This is a genomic window from Rothia similimucilaginosa (assembly GCF_029850985.2).
In the GTDB taxonomy this organism is placed as follows: domain Bacteria; phylum Actinomycetota; class Actinomycetes; order Actinomycetales; family Micrococcaceae; genus Rothia.
In genome coordinates, this window is record NZ_CM138149.1 from 1806737 (window position 1) to 1831113 (window position 24377).

Sequence of the window (24377 nt, forward strand, 5' to 3'; positions counted from 1 at the left end):
ATGACCATCACCATCATTGGCGGCGGAATCATTGGCCTCACCACCGCGTTTGAGCTCACTGAACGTGGCGAAAGCGTACACCTCATCGACGCCGAAACCAGCGACTACGGCACCGCCGCCGACGGCACGCCCCTCTACCCCGCCGCCAGCCACTACGCCGGCGGTATGCTCGCACCCATCGCAGAAGTACAATTCCAGCAGGATGCGCTCTTCCCGCTCATGACCGCTAGCGCTGATGCCTACCCCTCCCTTATGGAGCGGCTTAGTCGCGCGACCGATCTACCCACCGGCTACGACACTACCGGCACGCTCATCGTCGCAGCCGACCGCGCCGACGCCGAGCACCTGCAACGCACCCGCGCCTACTACCGGGACATGAACCGCCCCGCAGACGCAGTCACCCCCACGCAGGCGCGCGCCCTCGAACCGCTCCTGGCGCCGCGTATTGCTGGTGCCGTGAGCATCCCCAGCGACCATCAGCTGCACCCGCGACTCATGGTCCGTGCTCTAAAAGATGCCTTGGTGCATCGCGGTGTCACCTTCAGCGCCGAACAGGTCACCGACCCGGACGCAGGCGACATTATCTGCACCGGACTAGGGGCAACACTACACGGGGACTACCCGCTACGCCCCGTCTACGGGGACATTCTGCGTCTGCACGTCCCGCGGCCCATCCTCAAGCACGTGGTGCGCGGCTACGTGAATTCCCGTCCCGTCTACCTCATCCCCCGCCCTGACGGGGAGCTGTGCATCGGCGCGACCAGCCGCGAAGACCACCGCACGCTGCCCGCCATTGACGGTGTATACCAGCTACTGCGTGACGCGATTCGCCTCGTCCCAGCTATTGAAGAATGCGAACTATTGGAGGCGAACGTCGGCGCCCGTCCCGGCACCCCGGACGACCTGCCTATCTTCGGGTACCGCACACGCGCTGATGGCACCCGCCAACTCGTGTCCACGGGCTATTTCCGCCACGGTATTCTGCTCGCTGCGCTCGCCGGCAAGATTGGTGCTGAGGTTGCCTGCGGGGCAGATATTCCGCCCATCATGCAGGCGTGCGACCCGGCACGATTCACCCACTAAACACATTCCCCGCCGGGTGCACCCGGCGCCCTCACGAAAGGATTTCGCATGACCATCACATATAACGGTGAGCTGCTCACCACCAACACTGCAACAGTATTTGACCTTGTCATGGAGCAGTTTGGCACTGATGCTGGTGTGGCTGTCGCGCTCAACCGCAGCATCTTGCCTCGTTCCGCTTGGAAGAATTCAGTGCTGAACGATGGCGACCGGGTAGATGCTCTCACCGCCGTCCAGGGCGGCTAATACCTCCCTCAGAAAAAGAATATACGTTCTACATATTGGGTGGGTGTGTACGCCATACACACCCACTGCACCGTTCCCATAGAGGAGAACTCATGAGCCTTACACCGCTCACCATTGGCGACCGTACTTTCAGCTCCCGCCTCATCATGGGCTCCGGAGGCGCCACCAGCATGGACCTGCTCGAGCAGGCGCTTATCGCCTCCGGCACTGAGATGACGACCGTCGCTATGCGCCGTCACGCGGCAGGAACCCCCATCTTTCCGCTTCTGCAAAAACTCAATATTGCACCGCTACCGAACACCGCAGGTTGCCGTACAGCAGCCGACGCAGTAATGACCGCGATGCTCGCCCGCGAGGCGCTGGGTACCTCATGGGTGAAGGTCGAAATCATCCATGACGAAGACACCCTACTTCCGGACACCGTGGAGCTGTTGAACGCTTGCGAGCAGCTGGTCGCTGAGGATTTCACGGTGCTCGCGTACACCTCTGATGATCCGGTGGCTGCCGCTCGTCTGGAGGACGCGGGCGTTGCCGCGGTTATGCCGTTGGGAGCGCCGATTGGCACCGGCCTGGGCATTTTGAACCCGCACAATATTGAGCTGATTGCTTCCCGCACCCAGGTTCCGGTGGTACTAGACGCTGGTGTGGGTACCGCCTCAGACGCCGCCCTGGCCATGGAACTAGGTTGTGATGCTGTGCTGTTGGCCTCGGCTGTCAACCGTGCCGAGAACCCGGTAGCAATGGCTCAGGCCATGAAGCATGCTGTGAAGGCTGGCGCACTGGCGCGCGAGGCGGGTCGCATTCCGGTGCGTGAGCATGCGAAAGCATCATCGCCGTCGGAGGGTCTGGTCTCATGGATGTAAATCTCTCCCCTACCCCGGTAAATCCGGACCATGCGCTACTGGATCGCGAGCGCACCGACCGTCAGCGTCGTCTGCCCGGCTTTGATCAGGATGCAGTGGCGGCGGCCCGCGTGTTGGTCATTGGTGCTGGCGGTTTGGGGTGTCCTGTGGTGCAGGCGTTGGCTGCGGCGGGTGTGGGGTATCTGCATATTGTCGATTCTGATTCGGTGGAGCTGTCGAATATCCAGCGTCAGCCGCTTTTTGGTGTGCCTGATGTGGGTAAGCCGAAGGCGGAGGTTGCGGCGCGCCGTGCGCTGGAGTTGTGCCCGTCTTTAACGGTAGAGATATCGGTTCGGCATGTGGATGCGTCCTGGATTTTGGATCTTTTCGCCACGTCGGCACCGGATTGTGTGGTGGATTGTACGGATACATTTGCGTCAAAGTATCTGATTGCAGATGCCGCACAAGTTGCAGGTCTGCCACTGGTGTGGGGCACGGTTCTGCGTTTTGGCGGTTCGGTCAGTCTTTTTGAGTCGGATGGCGCGCATTTGCGTGATATTTTTCCGACAACTCCGCAGACGGTGGAGTCGTGTGCGCTTGCCGGGGTGTTGGGAGCTACAACAGCTGTGGTGGGTTCGCTGATGGCGACGGAGGTGCTCAAGTATGTGAGCGGTTTACCGACGGCGGCGGGTACTCTGCTGACGTATGATGCCTTGTCGGGTACGTGTACGTCGTTTGGAGCGGTGCCGGATCCGGCACGTGTGGTTCCGGTGGATTTGTCGGCGCATGAGGTCCCGCAGGTTCTGCTGGATGTGCGTGAGGCGCCCGAGCGTGAGGAGTCGGTGAAGCATGAGGGTTCGTTGCATGTACCGCTGTCGCAGCTGAGCGACACGGCGGGTTCCCTACTGCCGGCAACCGACGTGCCCGCAGAGTTGCTGAGCCTGTTTGAGTCGGTGCGTGATCAGCACGTGGGCGTTTTCTGCGCCTCGGGTGCGCGAGCTCAACGCTTTGTGCAGGCGTACACCGAGCTGGCGGGCGAGTACGGGGTGCTTCTGACGGCTATCTAAGCGCGTACAAGGCGTAGCTATCCCTTCCGGAAGCGACATCAGGGTGCCCGAAGCGAGGGCGGGTGCCCCTGTAGGAACGAGGGCGTATACCGCTTTCCGCTTAACTCGTAGGGACAATTCCCCATGTGCAGGGCGTAAAATCGTGTATAACACGGCGGCACATCGCGCGGTTTGTCCTGCTTAAAGAGCTTTGCCTAAAAGCTGCCGTTGCCGCCTCCTGTTTTCGCACACTCACTCTAGGAGTTTTATGCTCACCATCTCTACTGTGCCGCTCGTTTTGTGTACGGCACTTGTTGCGTTGACTTTGTTGATTAGCGGTATTGCTAAGGCGAAGGACCCGCAGAGTACCGTGACCGGTATTCAGAATCTTGGTTTGGAGAAGATCGCGCCGACCCGTGCGGTGTCGCTGATCTTGCCGTGGTTCGAAATCGCACTAGCCGCCGTCCTGTTGCTGTCGCCGGAGCGTTTGTCTGTTGTGATTGCTTCGGGTTTGGCGTTGATTCTGATGCTGTTCTATACGGTGGTGATTGCGCGCGCGCTGGCGACGGGTCGTACTGCGGGTTGTAATTGTTTTGGTTCTGAATCGAATGCGCCGGTGAGCCGTTATACGCTGGTCCGTAATGTTACGTTGTTGCTGGCGACGGCTGGTGCGCATGCAAGCGCATTGAGGGGCGGCACGGGTGTTGTGTCAACTCTGCTGGGTCTGGGTAATAGCGGCTGGACTTGGGTTTTTGGGGCAGCGCTGATTGCTGTGACGTTGGAGGCTGTCCGCCGCGGTGATGCTCTTGCACAGCCGGAGCCGCAGGCTGAGGTGATTTTGCCGGAGCCGGTGTATGACGAGGACGGTGAAGAGCAGTATGTTCGCGTGCCGATTCCGCATGCGGCGCTGTACCTGGAGAATGGTCACCACACGAATATGCGTGCGTTGGCTAAGAATCAGGCGCGTGTGCTGGTGTTTGTGTCGGCGACCTGCGCTGGTTGTGTGAAGTTTTTGAAGACGATGTCTTCGTGGCAGCAGCGTCTGCCGCAGGTGGCGTTGCATCCGGTGTATTCGAGTCTGGATTCGTTGCAGACCTCGCGTAATGCGGGTACGTTGCCGGAGGGTTTGACTCCGTTGATTGACCGTGAGGCTGGTGCGCACGCGAATTTCGGTAATGGTGTGCCGTTGGCTGTGGTTTTGGGTGCTGATGGTCTGATTGCTGGCGGCCCGGTGGCTGGTAAGGAGCAGGTTGAGGAGCTGCTTGCCGATATTGAGGCGCAGTTCGCTGAGGTTGCTCGTCTGGCTCAGGAGGAGCGTCAAGAGCAGATGCGTAAGGCGCTTGCTGAGGATACATCGAGTACTGCTGGCGATCACCTCTAACCGTTCCTCTGTAGTTTCTCTGCTTTTTGTGAGGCCTCGATAGCCCCGTCCGGCTCTTACTGCCCTTACTGGCAGGTGCCGGGTGGGGCTATGCTAGAACGTAGCGCACACACCGCATATATGCCGCGGTCACCTTGCCTGGTGGCGGTTGGCGCATCCCAACCCTGTCTAAGGAGTTTTTATGGCAATGATGAGTTTCAACGCTCCGGGTGAGCGTGAGAAGTCCTTGTGGCTGGTCCGTAAGGAGAGCAACCCGAATCATTCTCAGTGGTACATTGACCGTTTTAAGGCGATGGAGGCTGAGGGTAATGATATGGCGGGTGAGTCTCGTCTGGTGAACGCTATGGCTTCTCGTGGTGCGAAGATTCTTGATGCGGGTTCGGGTCCTGGTCGTGTGGGTAAGCAACTGCACGCGTTGGGTCACCGTGTGACGGGTGTTGATATTGATCCTGAGCTGATTGAGGAGGCGCGCCGCGTCTGCCCGGATGCTACTTGGATTACCGCTGATTTGGTGGATTTGCCGGAGGTGCTGGGCATTGAGGGTGACGCGACGGCGGAGAATGGTTTTGAGCTGCTGGTGTGTGCGGGTAATGTGATGGGTTTCCTGGCCCGTTCGACTCGTAAGCCGGTGGTGGAGAATTTCCGTCGCGTGTTGGCTCCTGGTGGCCGTGCGGTGGTTGGGTATGGTTCGGGTCCGGGCCGTGATTATGCGTTTGAGCAGTTCCTCTCTGATGCGCGCGCGGCTGGTCTGAATGTTGATAACACGTATTCGTCGTGGCAGATGCACCCGTTTGTTGGGGGCTCTTCGGATTTTTTGGTGGCGGTGTTGTCGCGCCCGGCGAACTAGGCTCGCTTCTAAAACTGGCGCGCAATGCGTCTTGAGTTAGGCATACAAATGGCCCGGCGCTTACCCCCGTGTGGGGTGGGTACCGGGCCATTCCGTATTCGGAAGATGCACATCCAAGAAGAAGCACCGGTGAAGCGTGGGTGTTCTAGCGGATAAGGTAGATGGTGCGGGCGATTTCTTCGGGCATGAAGGATGCTGCGAAGAGGATTGCCACGATGATGACGGCGAGTGCGGTCATGAGGCTGGAACGCCAGCCGGGGTGTAGTTCATTGAAGGTGATAAGTCCCTTGTGTTCTTTGTCCATATTGACCACGTTGATCTGCTTGTAGATGGTGGTTTGGGCGGAGAGTTTGGAGGAGACTTCTCGCATAGTTTTGCCGTCCCAGATGCGTCCGTCGATGCGCATGAGTTGTTTGCCGTCTTTGTCAACGGCCCACATGGCAGGGAAGCTACGGTAGCGTAAGCGGCCGGCAACGGTTTTGAGTTTCTGGCCGTAGGCTTTTTTTGGGTAGAGCTTTTCGGCGTAGATGGTGTGGTCGATGTTTTCGAGGGGTACGGCTAACCATCCGAAGGTGCGTGCACGGAGCACGTGGGTTTTGGTGATGACGATAATGGTGGGTTTGAGGACTGAGTAGAGGTTGATACCTGCGATGGTGCCGATAAGAAGCACAAAGATGGTGTACGGCAGGGCTGGTCGCTTGTAGAAGATGAAGGCGAGCGCGGCGAGGAGCACGATGGTGCCGGGGAGTGCCGCTTCGATGCGCCTACCGTAGGAGCGCATGCGGGGGTGGAATAGTTCGTTGACTTCGCCGTATTTGGCGGGGACTTCGTGAGCGCGTTCTGCCATATACACAACTTTAGTGTGTGCGGTGCGTGAAACCTAGCGGACTACCTGCGTTACTCTGGTTCTATGCGTAATTTTTCTCCCGTGGAGCGGGTCCTGGCAATGTGGATGGTCGGTGTTGTGGTGGCGGTTTCTGTGGCTACTGCGGCGCTGGTTATGACGAATAAGCTGGTGTATGGTCCGACGGGTCAGGTGCGGGAGTATTTTCATGCGTTGCGTACGGGTAATGGTTCGTATGCGCGTGGTTTATTGGGCGCGCAGATTCCGGAGGGTGATGCGTCGCTGCTGGATGGGGATGCTTTGAGGCGTTCGGTGTCTTCTTTGGGTGAGGTGTCGTATGAGGTGGTGGAGACCAGCGAGGATGGTGAGCATGCGACGGTGCGTGCTTCATATTCTTTGGGGGGTTCGCAGCAGCATACGGATTTTCGTTTGCACCGTTCGGGCACGCATTGGGGCTTTTTTGATAAATGGGCTATTGATGAGGCGTCTTTGCCGTCGGTGAAGGTGAATATTCAGGGTGTGGAGGCTGCGACGATTAATAACCGTAAGGTTGCGGTAGATAAGGGTGCGGCGTCGTTCCCGGTGTTTTATCCGGGTGTGTATGCGGTGTCCTATGATTCGACGGTGTATACAGCGCAGAAGGTGAATGAGGTGGTGACTGCGCAGGATGCGAATCATTCGGTGCGTATGGAGTTGAAGCCGAGTGATAATGCTTTGTCGTCGGTGAAGGAGCAGGTGCAGGATCATTTGCAGAAGTGCACCCAGCAGAGCACTCTTTATCCTGGTGGGTGCCCTTTTGAGTATGCGTTTACGGGGCGTGTGGATTCTGAGGTGAAGTGGTCTGTTGAGAAGGTTGCGGATCCGCAGGTGAGTGTGAGTTCGGCGGGTGTGTGGTCGTTGAAGCCGATGTCGGGTACGGCGAAGGTGTCGTTTACTCAGTTGGATTTATACACGGGTACACGTTCGCAGGTGCAGAAGGAGATTCCGTTTACGTTGAAGGCGTCGGTGGAGGCGGATGCGAAGGCGGTCCGCGTCTCCTTCTAAGAACGAACGGCGAGAGCCAATATACTCTGAATACGACATCAGGGTGCCCGAGCGAAGCGAGGACGGGTGCCCCTGTAGGAGCGAGGATGACCCAGCCTTTTCGCATCCCACAATCCTAAAAGTACAAAGGGAACCGGCACTATCCGCAGCGGTATTAGGGCAGCACAACAGAATAGGGTCAGTATTATCCGTATCGATATCAGGGGGTGTCCGAGTATAACGAGGACGGGTGCACCTGTAGGAGCGAGGATAATACTGACCCTTAATTCTTTTCTGTTATAGATCCCTAGTTGATACCGCGCAGGTCCAGGACGAGTTCGCTTTCGTCTGCCTCGTCACCGGTCACGACGACGGGAATACCCCAGTCCTGCTGGTAGAGGTGGCATGCTGCGTGCTCGGGGATATCACCGCCGGGGGTGCCGTCGCAGGCGGCGGCGCGGGCGGTGATGTGCAGGACTGCCTCGGTGATTTCGGGGTTGAGCACGAGGGTGCGGGTCAGTCCGGTGGAGGTGCCGGCCCCTTCCAGGATGAAGTTCTCGGGGGTGGATGAGATCTTCAGCTGAGTGGGGTCGCCCCAGCGGGTGTCAAGCTTCTGGCCGGTGGGCACGGTGAATCGTGAGGTGAATTTGAGGGTGCCGCCGGTGAGCTTGGTGGAGGGGCGTGCGGTGGTGATGGCGCCTTCGTCGACGTGCTGTGCCTTGGCGGGGATGGAGGCGCGTACAAGCTGGTGGGCGTTTGTTTCGACGATGATGAGGCGCGGTTCTTCGCCGGGTACTTCTTCGACGAGCAGGTCGGAGGGTTCATCGAGGCCGCGTTCGAGGGTACCGAGGGTGCCGGTTGCGGGGTCCCAGCGGCGGATGGCGCCGTTGTAAGTGTCAGCGACTGCGATGGATCCGTCGGGTAGTTCGGTCAGACCGAGGGGGTGCTGCATGCGGGCGGTGTCGGAGTCACCGTCGACGAAGCCGAAGTCGAACAGGCCTTTGCCAACGGCGGAGGTGACCTGTACGCCGTCTTCGGCGAAAGTGACGTGGCGCAGGCCGCTGGTTTCGGAGCATGCGATCCAGAGGCTGCCGTCGCGTGCTTCGATGATGCCGGAGGGCTGGGCGAACCATGCGTCGGCGGCGGGGCCGTCGGCGAGGCCTTCGACGCCGGAGCCTGCGAAGATGCTGACGGCACCGTTGGTGGGGTCGTAGCCGAAGAGCTGGTGGGTGCCTGCCATGGCGATGATGAACTGGCCGGCTTCGCGGGAGTAGACGGCATCCCAGGGTGAGGAGAGCGCGATCTCGGTGGCGGGTACGCCGGCGGGGATGTGGTTGGGGTCACCGGTAATGGTGTTTTCGCCGTCGATGACGCGCTGCACGCCGTTGCCTGCGAGGGTGCGCACTTCACCGGTGCTCAGGTTGAGGGAGCGCAGGCGGTGGTTGACGGTGTCGGCTACCAGCACGTCGTAGCCGAGCTGTTCGCGCAGGTTTTCGGGTACGAGGGCGAGGCCTGCGGGTTCGTTGAAGCGTGCTTCGGTGGCGGTACCGTCGACGTGGCCCTTGACGGGGTGGTTGACGGGGTCATCGCCGCCACCGTAGGTGTTGATGACGGTGTTGAGGTCGGCTGCTACCTGCAGGATGCGGTGGCGTGCGCTGTCTGCGACGAGGTAGGTACGTTCGCGGTTGCCGAAGAGGTTTGCGGGGCCAAATTGAGCGGGCAGTTCGATTGCTTTGCCGGGGAAGGCGTAGGTGCCGGCTGCCTTGGGGCGAGGCACGTAGGGGCCGTCGCCGCGGTGCAGGGTGCCCTTCGCTTCGTGTTCTGCGACGAGTTCATGGACGAGGGAAGTGAGGCCCTGTACGTGGCCTTCGCCGGAGAGGTGGGCGACGATGTAACCTTCGGGGTCGACGACGACGAGGGTGGGCCATGCGCGGGCGGTGTATGCCTGCCAGGTGGTCAATTCGGGGTCGTCGAGTACCGGGTGGGTGATGTGGTAGCGGTCGACGGCTGCGGCAAGCGCTACGGGGTCTGCTTCGTGTTCGAATTTGGGGCTGTGTACGCCCACGGTGACGAGTACATCGGAGAATTCTTCTTCGAGGGGGCGTAGTTCGTCGAGGACATGCAGGCAGTTGATGCAGCAGAGGGTCCAGAAGTCGAGAATAACGATTTTGCCGCGAAGATCCTGCAGGGTGAGGTTTTTGTCGCCGGTGTTGAGCCAGGCTCGACCTTCGAGTTCGCTGGCACGTACGCGTACGCTGCGGATGGTGTTCTCGCTCATGGTTCTCTCTCCTGTTGGGTGCGCCATGTGTGGGCGCGTTGGTTTGCTGTCCCCATTATGCCAGCGTGGGGTGGGTGGTTCGCTGGGAGTTGAGGTTTGTGACTTGGGGGCTTAATGACTCGTCATATTAAGTCACATTGCGGGTAGTGTGTGGATACATAAAAGCGCCCCGCACGCATCACGTTCGGATGCGCACGGGGCGTCTTATAAGTCACAGGCTTGTTACGCTCTGCAAGCATCACTAGCTACTATTACTCTTTACAGCTTACTTGGGCTGTACGGGCTTGACGGGGTTCACGGTGGCGCCGACAGGCTTGAGGGGTACGGAGGGTACTTCGATTGTGTTCTTGCCGCCGGTCTGTTTCCAGGCACCGTTAGCTTCTACCTCGACTACGCCATTCTCACCGGTCTGTTCCCAGGAGCCGTCTGCTTTCACCTCTATATTGCCACTCGGGCCGACGCGTTCCCAAGAGCCGTCAGCATCAACTTCTACAATATCGCCGTTGGGGGCGTGGTAGGACCAGCCGCCGTCAGGGTCGATCTGGATCATGGTGTAGCCGTTGACGGCTGCGTTGCCGTTGCCTGCGTTGACGCTGGTACCGTTGGCACCGTTGACGGTCACGCCGTCTTCGGTAACGGTGACGGTGCCTTGGGAACTAGTTGCAGTGGCGCTCGGGGAGGCTGCGTCGCTTGCTTTGACGGTAACCTGGCCGTTGCCTGCTGCATCGGCGGTGGATGAAGCCTTGGCGGTTGCAGTGGCAACGGGTACCGGAGTGGCGGCGGATGTATTCTGCTCACCGCAGGCACTCAGGCTGAGTGCTGCGATTGCTGCGAGGGACAGTGCTGCCACGCCGGTGCGGAAGCGACGGTTGGTGGTCTGTGCGGAAGTATGCTGGGCTGGGCGTTCCATGAGGTGGTTCTCCTTGTGCCTACCGGAAGATTAATCGTCCCGGGTTTGTATGGTTGATTTTCCGGGTGGGATGGGGCCGTTGTGTATTGTGTGTGGCTTTTCCTTCACCGGTGACTCCAGCATAGGGGGTGAGTCTAAGATTGAGCTTTAGTTTGCTGTGTTTATGCTGTGTCCAGACAGCAATGTATAAGTATTTTTCCAAAGGGGTTTCATATTTGCGGTTTTTTGGCTTAGCTTATGCATAGCTTTCTATCTATATGTATAAGTTTTCTTTATTTTTTCTGTAGTCCCCCCTAGCTTCTTCTGTGAAATAGGGATAGTTTCTGTGTTTTCAGCTCAACCACACAATTAATGTCATAAAGACACAACTAATCAGCGATTCTAGGGGGCCGCCTCACCTGCTAGGGGCGCTTCCGCTACTTGAGCCCCCTTCGGCAGGGTTTTCTCCACTATTTTCCCTTGGGCAGGCATAACAAAAGACCCCCACCGTGAGGGTGGGGGTCTTTTGTCAGATTCAAAGTCTCAAGAGTTACTTCTTCTGAGCGACTGCTGCCTTCAGCTTGGAGCCTGCGGTCAGCTTCACGCCGTGACCGGCGGGAATCTGGATAGTTTCGCCGGTCTGCGGGTTACGGCCGGTACGAGCTGCACGGTCGGTGCGCTCGATTGCCATCCAACCGGGGATGGTAATCTTCTCGCCCTTGGAGACGGAAGACTCGAAAACCTGGAACACTGCGTCGAGTACTGCGTTGACGGTTGCCTGGCTCTTGCCAGACTTCTCTGCAACCTCTGCAACGAGTTCGGTACGGTTCTTAGCCATTAGGGTGCCCCTTCCAGAGACTTAGATTTGAGTCTAAAGCGAGTGACCGTCTTGCGACGGAAAACCGTTTAGGAACTAAAATACCAGATTTACCAGCTGGACTTGGTGATACCGGGCAGCTCGCCACGGTGTGCCATCTCGCGGAAGCGCACGCGGGAGATACCGAACTTCTGGAAGGTACCGCGGGGGCGGCCGTCGATCTGGTCGCGGTTACGCACGCGAACGGGGGAAGCGTTGCGGGGCAGCTTCTGCAGTGCCACGCGTGCTGCTTCGCGCTCCTCGGGGGTAGCGTTCTCGTCGATCAGGGTCTTCTTCAGTGCGATACGCTTCTCGTTGTAGCGAGCGACGATGACCTTGCGCTGCTCGTTGCGAGCGATCTTGGACTTCTTAGCCATTCTTAGCGCTCCTCTCGGAAGTCAACGTGCTTGCGGACGACGGGGTCGTACTTCTTCAGCACCATGCGGTCGGGGTTGTTGCGGCGGTTCTTACGGGTCACGTAGGTGTAACCGGTGCCAGCAGTGGACTTGAGCTTGATGATAGGACGGAGGTCCTTAGCCTTGGATGCCATTTACTAGATCTTCTCCCCGCGTGCGATGATTTCTGCAACAACGGCATCGATGCCACGAGCATCGATAACCTTGATGCCCTTAGCGGACACGTTCAGGGTTACCTTACGACGCAGCGAAGGAACCCAGTAGGTCTTCTTCTGAACGTTCGGATCGAATCGACGCTTGTTGCGGCGATGCGAGTGCGAAATGCTGTGTCCAAAGCCGGGAACAGCTCCGGTCACCTGGCAGACTGCTGCCATGTTTCACTCCTTTATTGATTGACTTTTATGACGGTACGCAGTCGATGTTACTCGTGAGCGTCCCGCCACCAATGTAGAAGCACCGGGTTATTCGCCGGGCTAGAGTGTTTGAGATCGTCACGTGGGTGAGAGGCCACGTATCGATCCCCGCCGCGGGAAAAACGGTGAAGCTTATTAGTGTCGAGAGGCGTTTCCACCACTACGAACAGCGTTAAATTCTAGGTAAATACGGGGGTTCGTGCAAGCCTGCACGCCGGATTTTGCCTTAAAAATCCGCGGAATCTCGGTGTTCTGAGCCGATTGCACCTCATTTAAGCGAAGTGCTTGATTCGCAGATGCACGCCTGCCCTCGAACGGCAAACATACCTATCCATTCTACCAAAAATGGGTGTTTTTGCAAGTCCAGATGTTTTTAAGGAATTCTATAACACCCCTAGTCAGGCATTAATGCGCCATTTTAAGAACGGACATTCTCTATGTGACCGGGGATAAATTACACCGGTGAAATTCGTGTTGTGAGATTAACAGCTTAAGCCGGTTTTAAGCCGTAGACAGCCCCACGTAGCCAACTCTTACGGTGTGCGTAGGGCTGTTAAACAGGTTTAAACACGCGTTTAAAGAGCATTTAACTCTCGTTTTAACGCTTCCACCCCGGTTTTAAAGGGCAGTCTATGGGTTCGCAACGGTACGAATAACGGCGGATTGACCCCTTCCCGTTACGGCGTAGATGCAGACACAAATACGGCACAAATGCAGCGCATGGCACTCCCCCGGCATACAGTTCTACACCGTAACATGCGACCCTCGGCGTTAGCTCTTAAGGCCTGCCGCGAGGACCCACTCCGGGTACTTGGGGCTCACACCGTCGCCGGAGCTCGTGCCCTTCAGCCGGCGACCAATCCACGGCAGGGCAAACTCGCGGACCCAGCGTGCCTCCTGCTCGACCTTCTCACGAGCGGTCAGCTGCACCTCCGGGGGTATTACCGGTTCGGTGACCACACCGGGCAGGCCGAGCTGTGCCAGCACGCGGGATGCGAAGCGTTCGTGGCCGAGGTGGTTCATGTGCAGGCGATCGTCAGCCCATAGACGCCAGTCGAGAAAGTCATTCCAGCGCCAGTAGTCGATGATGTGCACGCCGTAGTCTTCAGCGATACCGCGCAGTAGCTCGTTGTAGGTGGCAGTGCGGCCGCGGGTACGGGAGAAGGGGCCTTGGCCCTGCACATCCAGGCCGGTTACGGTAAGCACTTCGATTCCTTCGCCGCGCAGGGTGGCGAAGGCTTCGTCTACGTGAGTCATGAGCCGGTCAATATCCACGTTGGGTCGCATGATGTCGTTGCCACCGCCGTAGAAGGTGACGAGGTTGGGCTTCAACTCCAAGGCGTGGGGCAGCTGCTCCTCAAGGATGGGGATGAGCAGACGGCCGCGGATGGCGAGGTTTACGTACTGCGCCTGCGGGTCTACTGCACCGAGGCCTTCGGCAACGCGGTCTGCCCAGCCGCGCAGGCTGTTAGGGCGGCGGCGGTCAACATCGCCCACGCCTTCGGTGAAGGAGTCGCCGATTGCCACGTAGCGTACTGATTCACCGTTGAGCATGCCGTTGGAGTCCAGGAGCGGGGTCGTCATTGTGTTCTTCTTTCCGGGCCTCTGTAGAGATTGCCCCCTTTTGTGGAAGAAGCCGGCACACCCGCGCGATGTACCGGGTTCTTCGCTGAGCTTTCAGTGCGTCCTGTTGCCCAGTATCCCATTGTTATGGGCGCTTCAACAGATACGAGCGGGGGTTTCTTAGGATTTGACAGCACTCTGCGTGCTATGCGGAGAGACGGTATTGGGTTGGGCGTCATCATCCTTACAGGGAATTGAGAATAGCAAATCCTCCGCTCTGTTCACACTTCTATAGAACAGCGTGGAGGATTTGCTATATTGGCGAACTTTAGAAGTTCACTTTTCCGTTGACGAGCCAGCCGCCTTTCGATGCACGCTGGAAGACTTCCTGAGCCATGGTGCGGCCGTAGGTCTTGGAGATATGGTTATCATCAAAGTAGACGTAGATGTTTCCAATCACGGGGCTGCACATGCCGTCCGGGCAGTACACGTCCTTCAGATCCACCATGACGGCACCCTGGTCGCGGTACTTGTCGAAGATTTCCTGTGCGGGGTTTTCTTCGGCGTACTTTTCGCTTGCGGGTCGTGCACAGGAACTCTTGTCGGCACCGGCCTTCTGAGCGCATTCGTAAATGTTGTACTCGAAGCGCGGGTTATCGCGCAGGCCGATGACCTGGACTCCTGCCTCAGTGAGGCGGCGGACCGTCTCGTCGAGGCTCGAGTCGACTCGTTCGTCGTTCGAGCGGGCCTGGGCAACGGTGGCGATAAGCACCACGGTCTGCGGCTTACGCTTAATAATTTCCTCGGTCATCTTGGTGTTGAATTCCGAGCATTCGTTGCTGGCATTGACGGCGTGGACCGGGTACTGGCAGCCACCGAATAGGTAGGTCTGCAGATTGGTCTTGGTCTGTTCTGCAATGGGCTTGAAGATGCTCAGCGCCTGCTCAGCGTGGGAGTTACCGATGACCATTGTCAGCGGCGCGTCCTCGGGGCCGTACTTCTGCACGCTGCAGTATTTGGCGAGTGCCGGGTCGGATGGCGCGAAACCACCAGCGCAGGGGTCGCTCAGTCCGTCGAACTGGGTTTTGACGTCGCCACCGGAGGGGATGGGGGTGTCAATGAGTCCCTGCTGGGGGCCGCCGATAGCCCGGGCACCGGGGTAGTTTTCACTGGCGGTCTGTACCTTCAGTTCGGCATTGTGCTCGGACTGGGCGTTGCGGTAGCCAATCCAGGTCTGTGCGGCGACCAGGGGTATGCCTGCGACCAGGAAGATTGCGAGGATGAAGGCGAGCTGGTCTGCCCAGGTCTTGACGGAGAAGACGGTCTTGAAGCGCATCTTCATCATGAGCCAGGGTACGAAGGGGTCCTTGCGGTAGCGCAGCGGCTTCTCGACAAAGCGGATAAGCAGCCAGGCCAGGCCGATGGAGGCAAGGATGATGACGGCACCTTCGATGAAGTTCACTCGGGAGGTGCCGACAGCGCTGCTGTAGAGAATGAGGATGGGCCAGTGTACCAGGTACAGCGCGTAGGAGATGTTGCCGAGGTTCTGCAGGGGCGCGGAGACCAGCAGCCGATCGATACCCCAGCGGCTGTTGGTGCGGCCTGCCATGATGACGAGCGCGCCGGAGAGCACGGGCCAGAGTGCCAGGTAGCCGGGGAATGCTCGTTCGACGGGGAGAATTGCGCCGCAGGTGACCAGACCGATAATGCCGATCCAGCCCATGACAATTCGCGTCTTTTCGGGTGCTTTCCACTTGAGAGTGAGCATTGCCAGCAGAGTACCGATGGCAAATTCCCAGAGGCGGGTGCGGGTGTCAAAGTAGGCGAATCCCTGGTTGGTGTCGGTTTCAACGATGGAGAAGGTCAGGGATGCGACGAACACCGTGTTGAAGACAAATACCGCGGTGGTGAAGAGGTTCCCGCGGAATCTGCGTACGAAGTAGGCTACTGCTGCGAAGAGCAGGGGCCAGATGATGAAAATCTGTCCCTGGATGGAGAGCGACCAGAAGTGCTGGAATGGTGACTTCACGGAGGCGTTTTGGGCGTAGTAGTCTACGGAGCTAAACGCGAGGTTCCAGTTCTGGAAGTAGAACAGGGAACTCGTTGCGTCGGTTACGGTTTGCGACCAGCGGCTGGGTGCAAGGATGAAGAAGGACGCAATGGTGGTACCCGCAATAACTACTGTGGCTACCGGCAACAGACGCTGGAAAACGTGCAGCCAGTAGCTCAGGAGGTTGAGGAGCTTGCCTTCGTTGATCTTACGCATGAAGGAGAGCGAGAGTAGGAAGGCGGAGATGAAGATGAATACATCCACACCGCCAGAAACTTTACCGAACCAGACGTGGTAGAGCACCACAAGGAGCACGGCGAAGGCACGCAGACCCTGAATTTCAGGGCGGAACCCTCTCGATTCGATGAACTTTTCGAGGGGGTAGTCGCTGGCTTCGCGTGCTTTGATGCTGTGCGGTGCAGTGGTGTAGGCTTCCTGCGAGGGGGGGGGCTGCGGGATTCCGGAGGTTTCAGACATTCTCGGTTCCTCAGGATGGATCGTTGATGTGTTGTACGGGTTCTGTAGACACTACAGGACCCGTACAATAAAATCCTGACTCGCACCTCTGCTATGAGGCTGGTGCGAACCAGGATTTTTCTGAGCCCCCTACCGGATTCGAACCGGTGACCCTCTGTTTACAAGACAGATGCTCTGGCCAACTGAGCTAAGGAGGCAACCTGTCCAGTGTACCCTATTCTCGCGGTGGAGTCTGCTTAGTTGTTCTTTTAGGTTTTGGTTGAGAATACTTCTAAATTATGGGGTGCTGGTACGTTCGTTTCTTTCGTTTTACCCCTTAAGAGCACCACTTCTGTATGCTGCTCACTCATCCCTTGTACTCATCACAGTGTATGGAAAAACCCGGTAGCCTCGCATGGAGGTTACCGGGTTTTTCTATCGAAGAGGTTACTTCTTCTTAGCTTCGATCTTTTCCTTCAGGAAGGTACTGAAGTCGTTGCTGGTGTACTGGTCACCATCAACGAAGACGGTCGGGGTACCCTGAATGCCGTTCTTTGCGGATTCAGCGTTGACCACGTCCACGAAGGGGCGCCACTTGCCGTCGTTCATATCGGAGCCGATAGACGCACCGTGCTTAGAAGCGATGTCAGCGATTTGTTGGTTGTTCATGTCACCACTACCCCGCTTGTTGAAGATTTCGCGCTGGTAGTTCAGGAATTCACTGGTACTGATCTGGTTTGCCACGGAGTATGCTGCTGCCGCATTACGGGCGGAGTATGCGGTGGGCGAGGTGCGGTCCAGGAAGGTCAGGTTACGGATTTCCAGGGTGATGGTGCCGTCTTCGACGAGCTTCTGGATTTCTTCACCGTACTTCTTCTCGAACTCTGCGCAGTGCACGCAGTTGTAGTCCTGGAAGATGGTCACGCGAACGGGCTGGCCGTTCTTGGATGCCTCTTCAGCGGTCTGCACACCCGGGGGCAGAGTATTGACTGCTGCTACTGTTCCGTTGACCATGGGGGTTACGGAGGAGGTCGAGGTTGCAAGCTGCTTGAAGTCGCGGCTCTCCTGGGTGGAGGAGTTCTGGACGATGCCGTCCTTGGTCAGCACGATACCACCGTATTCGTTGGCGCTGGAGGGCACCGGGCCGCTTTCTGCTACCTTGGTATTCTTGTTGCCGTTGACTACGACGAAGCCGATGATACCTACGATAATGAGGGCCACGGCGAGTACGCCGAACTGGAGCCAGCGGCGGCTTGCCTGGCTGGGGCTCTTCTTGGCCTGCTGGGCCGCAATCTGGCGGGCTTTTTCGCGGGCGTCGGTCGACATGCCTGCTCCTTTGGTTGGGATTATGGGTGGCGGTTCGTCCACTTCATCTAGCCTACTCCGGTTGGAGTAAGCGTCATCCGAGTAAAGATGACCTGACTCTTCCGGCACGGGGTTGTTCTTATCCGCTATAGGGTGTTCTAGAGTTATAGCTTCCTGCCGTATATGGCAGCTGAAAGCTATATCGATCAGTTCCTATCACGTGGATAGGTTCTGTCTTATCTCTAGTATGGACGTACCGCGCTACCCGTCTAGCCTACCGAATGGGTGCCGTATCGGCTAGTTAATACTCTGACTGAGATACTGTGATGTCTATTCTCACGCTCTCAGCTTATTTTCCTTATAAGCTTTCGTAACTCTGAGAGGTTCCTACCTGCCGCAAGCTAAGCCGAGGCACCCACCCGGTTCAGCTCACCAGCCGTTAGGGAATGTTGTAGACTTCCACTCCACCAATGAAGGAGCGGGTGTTGTAGTTACCCTTCCATTTCCATTTCACGCTCAGGCCGTGCTTCTCCAGTACGGGAATAACCGTCTCTCGCAGCAACTGTACAGAGAGCTTCTCGTGAAGGGCCCTAATCTCTTCCTTCTGCGCATCGCTCAGGATATTCCATTTTTCTTCGTCCCTGGGGTAAGCAAGGAAGGAACCAAAACCAATGTAGGTGCCGCCGCTCTCAGCCAGGCTTTCGGTGTCTTGCTGATGGAAGTAGATGTATCCCTTCCATTCACGGCTATCGTCCATTTCGCCCCAGATTTCTGCGGATGCGCAGGTACCGCAGCAGGTAAAGTTCTGTCGTGCAATGACTCTTTCTTCTTCCAGGGCTGCGAAGGCACGGTTGAGGTTGGAGTTCTTCTGCATTTCGGGGGTAATGCCCAGCTCAGCGGCAAAGGCACGACGACGCTTGATGAGCTCTTCAGTGTACTCTTCAGCCCGCTTTTCCCAGAGCTTGCTATCTTCATCGTCGTATCCCAGGTCGAGGGCGCCCATAATACTTTCGACGTACAGGTCAGTGTCAGGTTCTCCCATGAAGATTAGGGGCCAGAGGCCCCAACGCAGCTCGGCTTCGTCTTCTTCGTCCAGTCCCCATTCTTTGGGGAATGGCAGGTCAAGGCGTTCTTCGCTCCAGCGTTCGTAGATGTCTTCTCATCAGCCATGATGATGCTCCTTTGCTTGCTCTCTACTTATTGAGGTAGAGATGCGGCCTGCTTTTGTTGTTAAGGTATCAAGAGTTTCTCCACTGCGCCCTCTATTTTCGTCATTCAGACGGAGCTGTTAACTTCCCATCTCGTCGCCCCTGCATCAGGTTGGCAGGCTGTCTAGGCTGCATCCCCTGTTTCTCTGCTTCTCAGCTGAGTCTCTGAATCTTTGCACCTCTGATGAATTAGGTGTCTTTCGTTCTAGGAATTTTTGGGTACACAAAAAGAGGGGAAGACCTATAAGGTCTTCCCCTCTTGAATAAAAAACCCGCGGTGACCTACTCTCCCACACCCTCAAAAGTGCAGTACCATCGGCGCAAAGAGCCTTAGCTTCTGGGTTCGGAATGGAACCAGGCGTTTCCCTCTTGCTATAACCACGGAAAATCTAGCGAATAACTGTGTTATTCAAAATTTCCGAATAAAAAGCCTCAACCTCCCGAAGGAAGCCCAGGGTTATTATCCAAAAACCATACAGTGAACGCAAACAACAAACAACTTCCTGAAAAGTAAGCCTTCAGCCTATTAGTACCAGTCAACTCCACGAGTCTTCAGTCCTCGCTTCCATACCCGGCCTATCAACCTCATCATCTATAAGGAGCCTCACACACCAAAAAGTGCCAGGAAATCTCATCTCGAAACAGGCTTCCCGCTTAGATGCTTTCAGCGGTTATCCCTCCCGAACGTAGCCAATCAGCCATGCACCTGGCGGTACAACTGACATACCAGAGGTTCGTCCGTCCCGGTCCTCTCGTACTAAGGACAGCCTTTCTCAAATTTCCAACGCGCGCAGCGGATAGGGACCGAACTGTCTCACGACGTTCTGAACCCAGCTCGCGTACCGCTTTAATGGGCGAACAGCCCAACCCTTGGGACCGACTCCAGCCCCAGGATGCGACGAGCCGACATCGAGGTGCCAAACCATGCCGTCGATATGGACTCTTGGGCAAGATCAGCCTGTTATCCCCGAGGTACCTTTTATCCGTTGAGCGACGGCCGTTCCACAACGTACCGCCGGATCACTAGTCCCGACTTTCGTCCCTGCTCGACCTGCCAGTCTCACAGTCAAGCTCCCTTGTGCACTTACACTCAACACCTGATTGCCAACCAGGCTGAGGGAACCTTTGGGCGCCTCCGTTACACTTTAGGAGGCAACCGCCCCAGTTAAACTACCCATCAGGCACTGTCCCTGAACCAGATCATGGCCCGAAGTTAGACATCCAGATTGACCAGAGTGGTATTTCAACAACGACTCCACACAAACTAGCGTCCATGCTTCACAGTCTCCCACCTATCCTACACAAGCCAAACCAAACACCAATACCAAACTATAGTAAAGGTCACGGGGTCTTTCCGTCCTGCTGCGCGAAACGAGCATCTTTACTCGTACTGCAATTTCGCCGAGTTCATGGTTGAGACAGTAGGGAAGTCGTTACTCCATTCGTGCAGGTCGGAACTTACCCGACAAGGAATTTCGCTACCTTAGGATGGTTATAGTTACCACCGCCGTTTACTGGGGCTTAAATTCTCAGCTTCGCCACAAAGGCTAACCAATCCTCTTAACCTTCCAGCACCGGGCAGGAGTCAGTCCGTATACATCGTCTTACGACTTCGCACGGACCTGTGTTTTTGATAAACAGTCGCTTCCCCCTGGTCTCTGCGACCCATACACGCTCCGGGCAGCAAGTACCCATCACGCTCAAGGTCCCCCTTCTCCCGAAGTTACGGGGGCATTTTGCCGAGTTCCTTAACCATGATTCTCTCGATCGCCTTAGTATTCTCTACCTGATCACCTGTGTCGGTTTAGGGTACGGGCGGCTAAAACCTCACGCCGATGCTTTTCTCGGCAGCATAGGATCACCAAATCCCCCAAAAACAGGGTCCCATCACGTCTCAGGCACACAGCCGGCGCATTTAACAACCGACAACCCTACACGCTTAGACCACGACAACCATCGCGTGGCTTGGCTACCTTCCTGCGTCACACCTGTTAACACGTTTACCTCCAAAGATCGGGCCCCACAACCCACACAACACACAAACAAAAGCCTGCACATCATGCTTCGCATGGTTAGCATCACAATATCAGTATGGGCGGTTTTTCACCGGTACGGGAATATCAACCCGTTATCCATCGACTACGCCTGTCGGCCTCGCCTTAGGCCCCGACTAACCCAGGGCAGATTAACTTGACCCTGGAACCCTTGATCATCCGGCGGATGAGTTTCTCACTCATCTTTCGCTACTCATGCCTGCATTCTCACTCGCATAGCCTCCACCACTGGTTTACACCGCAGCTTCACCGGCCACACGACGCTCCCCTACCCAACAATCCAAAAAGATCATTGCCACAACTTCGGCGGTGTACTTGAGCCCCGCTACATTATCGGCGCAGAATCACTTGACCAGTGAGCTGTTACGCACTCTTTCAAGGATGGCTGCTTCTAAGCCAACCTCCTGGTTGTCTAAGCAACTCCACATCCTTTCCCACTTAGCACACGCTTAGGGGCCTTAGTTGGTGGTCTGGGCTGTTTCCCTCTCGACAATGAAGCTTATCCCCCACTGTCTCACTGCTACGCTCTCACTTACCGGCATTCGGAGTTTAGCTGACGTCAGTAACCCGTGAAGGCCCATCGGCCATCCAGTAGCTCTACCTCCGGCAAGAAACACGCAACGCTGCACCTAAATGCATTTCGGGGAGAACCAGCTATCACAGAGTTTGATTGGCCTTTCACCCCTATCCACAGCTCATCCCCTCCATTTTCAACTGAAGTGGGTTCGGTCCTCCACGACGTCTTACCGTCGCTTCAACCTGGCCATGGATAGATCACTCCGCTTCGGGTCTAGGTCATGCCACTCAAACGCCCTATTCAGACTCGCTTTCGCTACGGATACCCCACACGGGTTAACCTCGCGACATAACACTAACTCGCAGGCTCATTCTTCAAAAGGCACGCTGTCACCCCAAAAGGCTCCAACGGCTTGTAAGCACACGGTTTCAGGTACTATTTCACTCCCCTCCCGGGGTACTTTTCACCATTCCCTCACGGTACTGATTCACTATCGGTCACTAAGAAGTATTTAGACTTACCAGGTGGTCCTGGCAGATTCACACGAGATTCCACGAGCCCCGTGCTACTCGGGTGGCCACACCACGGACAGAACAATTTCGATTACGGGACTCTCACCCTCTACGGCCGACCATTCCAAGTCGTTCACCTACCATCCTGAACATCATGCCGGCAGCCAGTTAGAACTGCCACTGTGACTCCCACAACCCCCATGATGCAACGCCTAACCGCTATCACACACCACAGGTTTAGTCTCTTCCGCTTTCGCTCGCCACTACTCACAGAATCATTACATTATTTTCTCTTCCTGCGGGTACTGAGATGTTTCACTTCCCCGCGTTCCCCCCAACCAGCCTATACATTCAGCTGGTGGTAACTCACCATGAAGATGAGCCAGGTTTCCCCATTCGGAAATCCTCGGATCACAGCCCAGTTATCGGCTCCCCGAGGCTTATCGCAGATTCACACGTCCTTCATCGGCTCTTAATGCCAAGGCATCCACCGTGTGCCCTTAATAACTTACACACAATCAAGAAAAATAAGAATCTAAAATCAACAATCAAACCAACACAAAAGCATTGATTCAACGCAAATTCCAGAAGATGCTCGCGTCCACTATATAGTTCTCAAACAACAACCCACAACACAACAACAACACAAGAAAACAAATTCTCACATCATCACCATGCCAGGCAAACAAAGGAACAACACACATGTGTTACCCCAAAACCCAACAATGCGCCTCATCCAACCCAAAACCAATATTCCACCCATGAGCAAAACCACCCACCCGACACTCGCGGATAGTATGGCCAACTAAATGTGCTCCTTAGAAAGGAGGTGATCCAGCCGCACCTTCCGGTACGGCTACCTTGTTACGACTTAGTCCCAATCGCCAATCCCACCTTAGACGGCTCCCTCCCAAAAGGGTTAGGCCACCGGCTTTGGGTGTTACCAACTTTCGTGACTTGACGGGCGGTGTGTACAAGGCCCGGGAACGTATTCACCGCAGCGTTGCTGATCTGCGATTACTAGCGACTCCGACTTCATGGGGTCGAGTTGCAGACCCCAATCCGAACTGAGACCGGCTTTTAGGGATTAGCTCCACCTCACAGTATCGCAACCCTCTGTACCGGCCATTGTAGCATGCGTGAAGCCCAAGACATAAGGGGCATGATGATTTGACGTCATCCCCACCTTCCTCCGAGTTGACCCCGGCAGTCTCCTATGAGTCCCCACCATAACGTGCTGGCAACATAGAACGAGGGTTGCGCTCGTTGCGGGACTTAACCCAACATCTCACGACACGAGCTGACGACAACCATGCACCACCTGTATACCAGCCCCGAAGGGAAACACCATCTCTGATGCGGTCCAGTATATGTCAAGCCTTGGTAAGGTTCTTCGCGTTGCATCGAATTAATCCGCATGCTCCGCCGCTTGTGCGGGCCCCCGTCAATTTCTTTGAGTTTTAGCCTTGCGGCCGTACTCCCCAGGCGGGGCACTTAATGCGTTAGCTACGGCGCGGAAAACGTGGAATGTTCCCCACACCTAGTGCCCAACGTTTACGGCATGGACTACCAGGGTATCTAATCCTGTTCGCTCCCCATGCTTTCGCTTCTCAGCGTCAGTTACAGCCCAGAGACCTGCCTTCGCCATCGGTGTTCCTCCTGATATCTGCGCATTCCACCGCTACACCAGGAATTCCAGTCTCCCCTACTGCACTCTAGTCTGCCCGTACCCACTGCAATACACGGAGTTAAGCTCCGGCCTTTCACAGCAGACGCGACAAACCGCCTACAAGCTCTTTACGCCCAATAATTCCGGACAACGCTCGCGCCCTACGTATTACCGCGGCTGCTGGCACGTAGTTAGCCGGCGCTTTCTCTGCAGGTACCGTCAATCTCTCTTCTTCCCTGCTAACAGAGGTTTACAACCCGAAGGCCGTCATCCCTCACGCGGCGTCGCTGCATCAGGCTTGCGCCCATTGTGCAATATTCCCCACTGCTGCCTCCCGTAGGAGTCTGGGCCGTGTCTCAGTCCCAGTGTGGCCGGTCACCCTCTCAGGCCGGCTACCCGTCGTCGCCTTGGTGAGCCGTTACCTCACCAACAAGCTGATAGGCCGTGAGCCCATCTATAACCACTACATAACGCTTTCCACCAACACCCCATGCGGAGATTGGTCGTATCCGGTATTAGACCCAGTTTCCCAGGCTTATCCCAGAGTTAAAGGTAGGTTACTCACGTATTACTCACCCGTTCGCCACTAATCCACCTAGCAAGCTAGGCTTCATCGTTCGACTTGCATGTGTTAAGCACGCCGCCAGCGTTCGTCCTGAGCCAGAATCAAACTCTCCGTTGAAAAAATAGAAAAGCTTGATAATCTGATCTCAAACAGCGAATCACACACGGGGGTGCGTGACTCAAGCTGACTAAATTTGAAACCATTTGATGATTATCAAATATAAATAAATATTTGGTATTAGTTTCAGTTTCAACCACCATAATGGTGATTTTATTGAACAAAGCACACTATTGAGTTCTCAAGCAACACACCGA

Annotated in this window: 18 protein-coding genes, 1 tRNA gene and 3 rRNA genes; 7 read left to right on the plus strand and 15 right to left on the minus strand. The window is 56.4% G+C overall.

Annotated features, from left to right (window positions below; all coding sequences use genetic code 11):
- The 6 genes from thiO to QFX07_RS07445 all read left to right on the plus strand — a co-directional run bounded on the left by thiO (nucleotide 1) and on the right by QFX07_RS07445 (nucleotide 5445).
- Nucleotides 1–1083, plus strand: coding sequence for a glycine oxidase ThiO (gene thiO / locus QFX07_RS07420; protein ID WP_279754248.1), 1083 nt, complete (start codon nucleotides 1–3; stop codon nucleotides 1081–1083).
- Nucleotides 1084–1131: 48 nt separating this feature from the next.
- Nucleotides 1132–1329 (plus strand): sulfur carrier protein ThiS, encoded by a 198-nt coding sequence (thiS, locus tag QFX07_RS07425; protein ID WP_279754247.1) that lies wholly within the window; start codon nucleotides 1132–1134, stop codon nucleotides 1327–1329.
- Between the two features lie 92 nt (nucleotides 1330–1421).
- Nucleotides 1422–2192 (plus strand): thiazole synthase, encoded by a 771-nt coding sequence (locus QFX07_RS07430; protein WP_279754246.1) that lies wholly within the window; start codon nucleotides 1422–1424, stop codon nucleotides 2190–2192.
- The gene (locus QFX07_RS07435) at nucleotides 2183–3238 is read left to right on the plus strand and encodes a ThiF family adenylyltransferase (RefSeq protein WP_279754245.1); all 1056 of its coding nucleotides are present in this window, start codon (nucleotides 2183–2185) and stop codon (nucleotides 3236–3238) included. The genes QFX07_RS07430 and QFX07_RS07435 overlap by 10 nt, the downstream gene beginning before the upstream one ends.
- Nucleotides 3239–3485: 247 nt before the next feature.
- Nucleotides 3486–4598 (plus strand): MauE/DoxX family redox-associated membrane protein, encoded by a 1113-nt coding sequence (locus QFX07_RS07440; protein WP_279754244.1) that lies wholly within the window; start codon nucleotides 3486–3488, stop codon nucleotides 4596–4598.
- Between the two features lie 181 nt (nucleotides 4599–4779).
- Nucleotides 4780–5445 carry a class I SAM-dependent methyltransferase gene (locus tag QFX07_RS07445; protein WP_279754243.1) on the plus strand — a complete coding sequence of 222 codons (666 nt, stop codon included), beginning with the start codon at nucleotides 4780–4782 and terminating at the stop codon, nucleotides 5443–5445.
- Nucleotides 5446–5590: 145 nt separating this feature from the next.
- Here QFX07_RS07445 and QFX07_RS07450 read toward each other — a convergent pair whose 3' ends face one another.
- A complete protein-coding gene (locus tag QFX07_RS07450) occupies nucleotides 5591–6292 on the minus strand; it encodes a hypothetical protein (RefSeq protein ID WP_279754242.1) in 702 nt (233 codons plus the stop codon).
- Between the two features lie 63 nt (nucleotides 6293–6355).
- On the opposite strand from QFX07_RS07450, the gene QFX07_RS07455 reads away from it, so the two are divergent.
- Nucleotides 6356–7333 carry a zinc ribbon domain-containing protein gene (locus QFX07_RS07455; RefSeq protein WP_279754241.1) on the plus strand — a complete coding sequence of 326 codons (978 nt, stop codon included), beginning with the start codon at nucleotides 6356–6358 and terminating at the stop codon, nucleotides 7331–7333.
- A gap of 286 nt (nucleotides 7334–7619) precedes the next feature.
- Here QFX07_RS07455 and QFX07_RS07460 read toward each other — a convergent pair whose 3' ends face one another.
- The 14 genes from QFX07_RS07460 to QFX07_RS07525 all read right to left on the minus strand — a co-directional run bounded on the left by QFX07_RS07460 (nucleotide 7620) and on the right by QFX07_RS07525 (nucleotide 24180).
- Nucleotides 7620–9590 (minus strand): NHL domain-containing thioredoxin family protein, encoded by a 1971-nt coding sequence (locus tag QFX07_RS07460; protein WP_279754240.1) that lies wholly within the window; start codon nucleotides 9588–9590, stop codon nucleotides 7620–7622.
- A 265-nt stretch (nucleotides 9591–9855) separates the two neighbouring features.
- A complete protein-coding gene (locus QFX07_RS07465) occupies nucleotides 9856–10500 on the minus strand; it encodes a hypothetical protein (protein WP_279754239.1) in 645 nt (214 codons plus the stop codon).
- A gap of 529 nt (nucleotides 10501–11029) precedes the next feature.
- On the minus strand, nucleotides 11030–11317 hold the full coding sequence (locus QFX07_RS07470) for an HU family DNA-binding protein (RefSeq protein WP_279754238.1): 288 nt from the start codon (nucleotides 11315–11317) through the stop codon (nucleotides 11030–11032).
- An 89-nt stretch (nucleotides 11318–11406) separates the two neighbouring features.
- Entirely contained in the window at nucleotides 11407–11712 is a 306-nt protein-coding gene (gene rpsN, locus QFX07_RS07475; protein WP_005506731.1) for a 30S ribosomal protein S14, read from the minus strand.
- Between the two features lie 2 nt (nucleotides 11713–11714).
- Nucleotides 11715–11885 (minus strand): 50S ribosomal protein L33, encoded by a 171-nt coding sequence (gene rpmG / locus QFX07_RS07480; protein WP_004005967.1) that lies wholly within the window; start codon nucleotides 11883–11885, stop codon nucleotides 11715–11717.
- 3 nt (nucleotides 11886–11888) lie between these two features.
- A complete protein-coding gene (gene rpmB, locus QFX07_RS07485) occupies nucleotides 11889–12125 on the minus strand; it encodes a 50S ribosomal protein L28 (protein ID WP_004005966.1) in 237 nt (78 codons plus the stop codon).
- An 810-nt stretch (nucleotides 12126–12935) separates the two neighbouring features.
- The gene (locus QFX07_RS07490) at nucleotides 12936–13748 is read right to left on the minus strand and encodes an SGNH/GDSL hydrolase family protein (protein ID WP_279741645.1); all 813 of its coding nucleotides are present in this window, start codon (nucleotides 13746–13748) and stop codon (nucleotides 12936–12938) included.
- A 307-nt stretch (nucleotides 13749–14055) separates the two neighbouring features.
- Nucleotides 14056–16254: an acyltransferase family protein gene (locus QFX07_RS07495; protein ID WP_279741644.1), complete on the minus strand. Its 2199-nt coding sequence runs from the start codon at nucleotides 16252–16254 to the stop codon at nucleotides 14056–14058.
- A gap of 123 nt (nucleotides 16255–16377) precedes the next feature.
- Nucleotides 16378–16451: transfer RNA gene (locus QFX07_RS07500), tRNA-Thr, on the minus strand.
- A 229-nt stretch (nucleotides 16452–16680) separates the two neighbouring features.
- Nucleotides 16681–17559 carry a DsbA family protein gene (locus QFX07_RS07505; protein ID WP_279754237.1) on the minus strand — a complete coding sequence of 293 codons (879 nt, stop codon included), beginning with the start codon at nucleotides 17557–17559 and terminating at the stop codon, nucleotides 16681–16683.
- Between the two features lie 418 nt (nucleotides 17560–17977).
- Nucleotides 17978–18580: a DUF6891 domain-containing protein gene (locus QFX07_RS07510; protein ID WP_279754235.1), complete on the minus strand. Its 603-nt coding sequence runs from the start codon at nucleotides 18578–18580 to the stop codon at nucleotides 17978–17980.
- Nucleotides 18581–19015: 435 nt separating this feature from the next.
- Nucleotides 19016–19132 (minus strand): 5S ribosomal RNA (rrf, locus tag QFX07_RS07515).
- A 120-nt stretch (nucleotides 19133–19252) separates the two neighbouring features.
- Nucleotides 19253–22343: ribosomal RNA gene (locus tag QFX07_RS07520) — 23S ribosomal RNA — on the minus strand.
- 308 nt (nucleotides 22344–22651) lie between these two features.
- Nucleotides 22652–24180, minus strand: a 16S ribosomal RNA gene (locus QFX07_RS07525).
- The 16S, 23S and 5S rRNA genes sit together here, the layout of an rRNA operon.
- Nucleotides 24181–24377 lie beyond the last annotated feature (197 nt).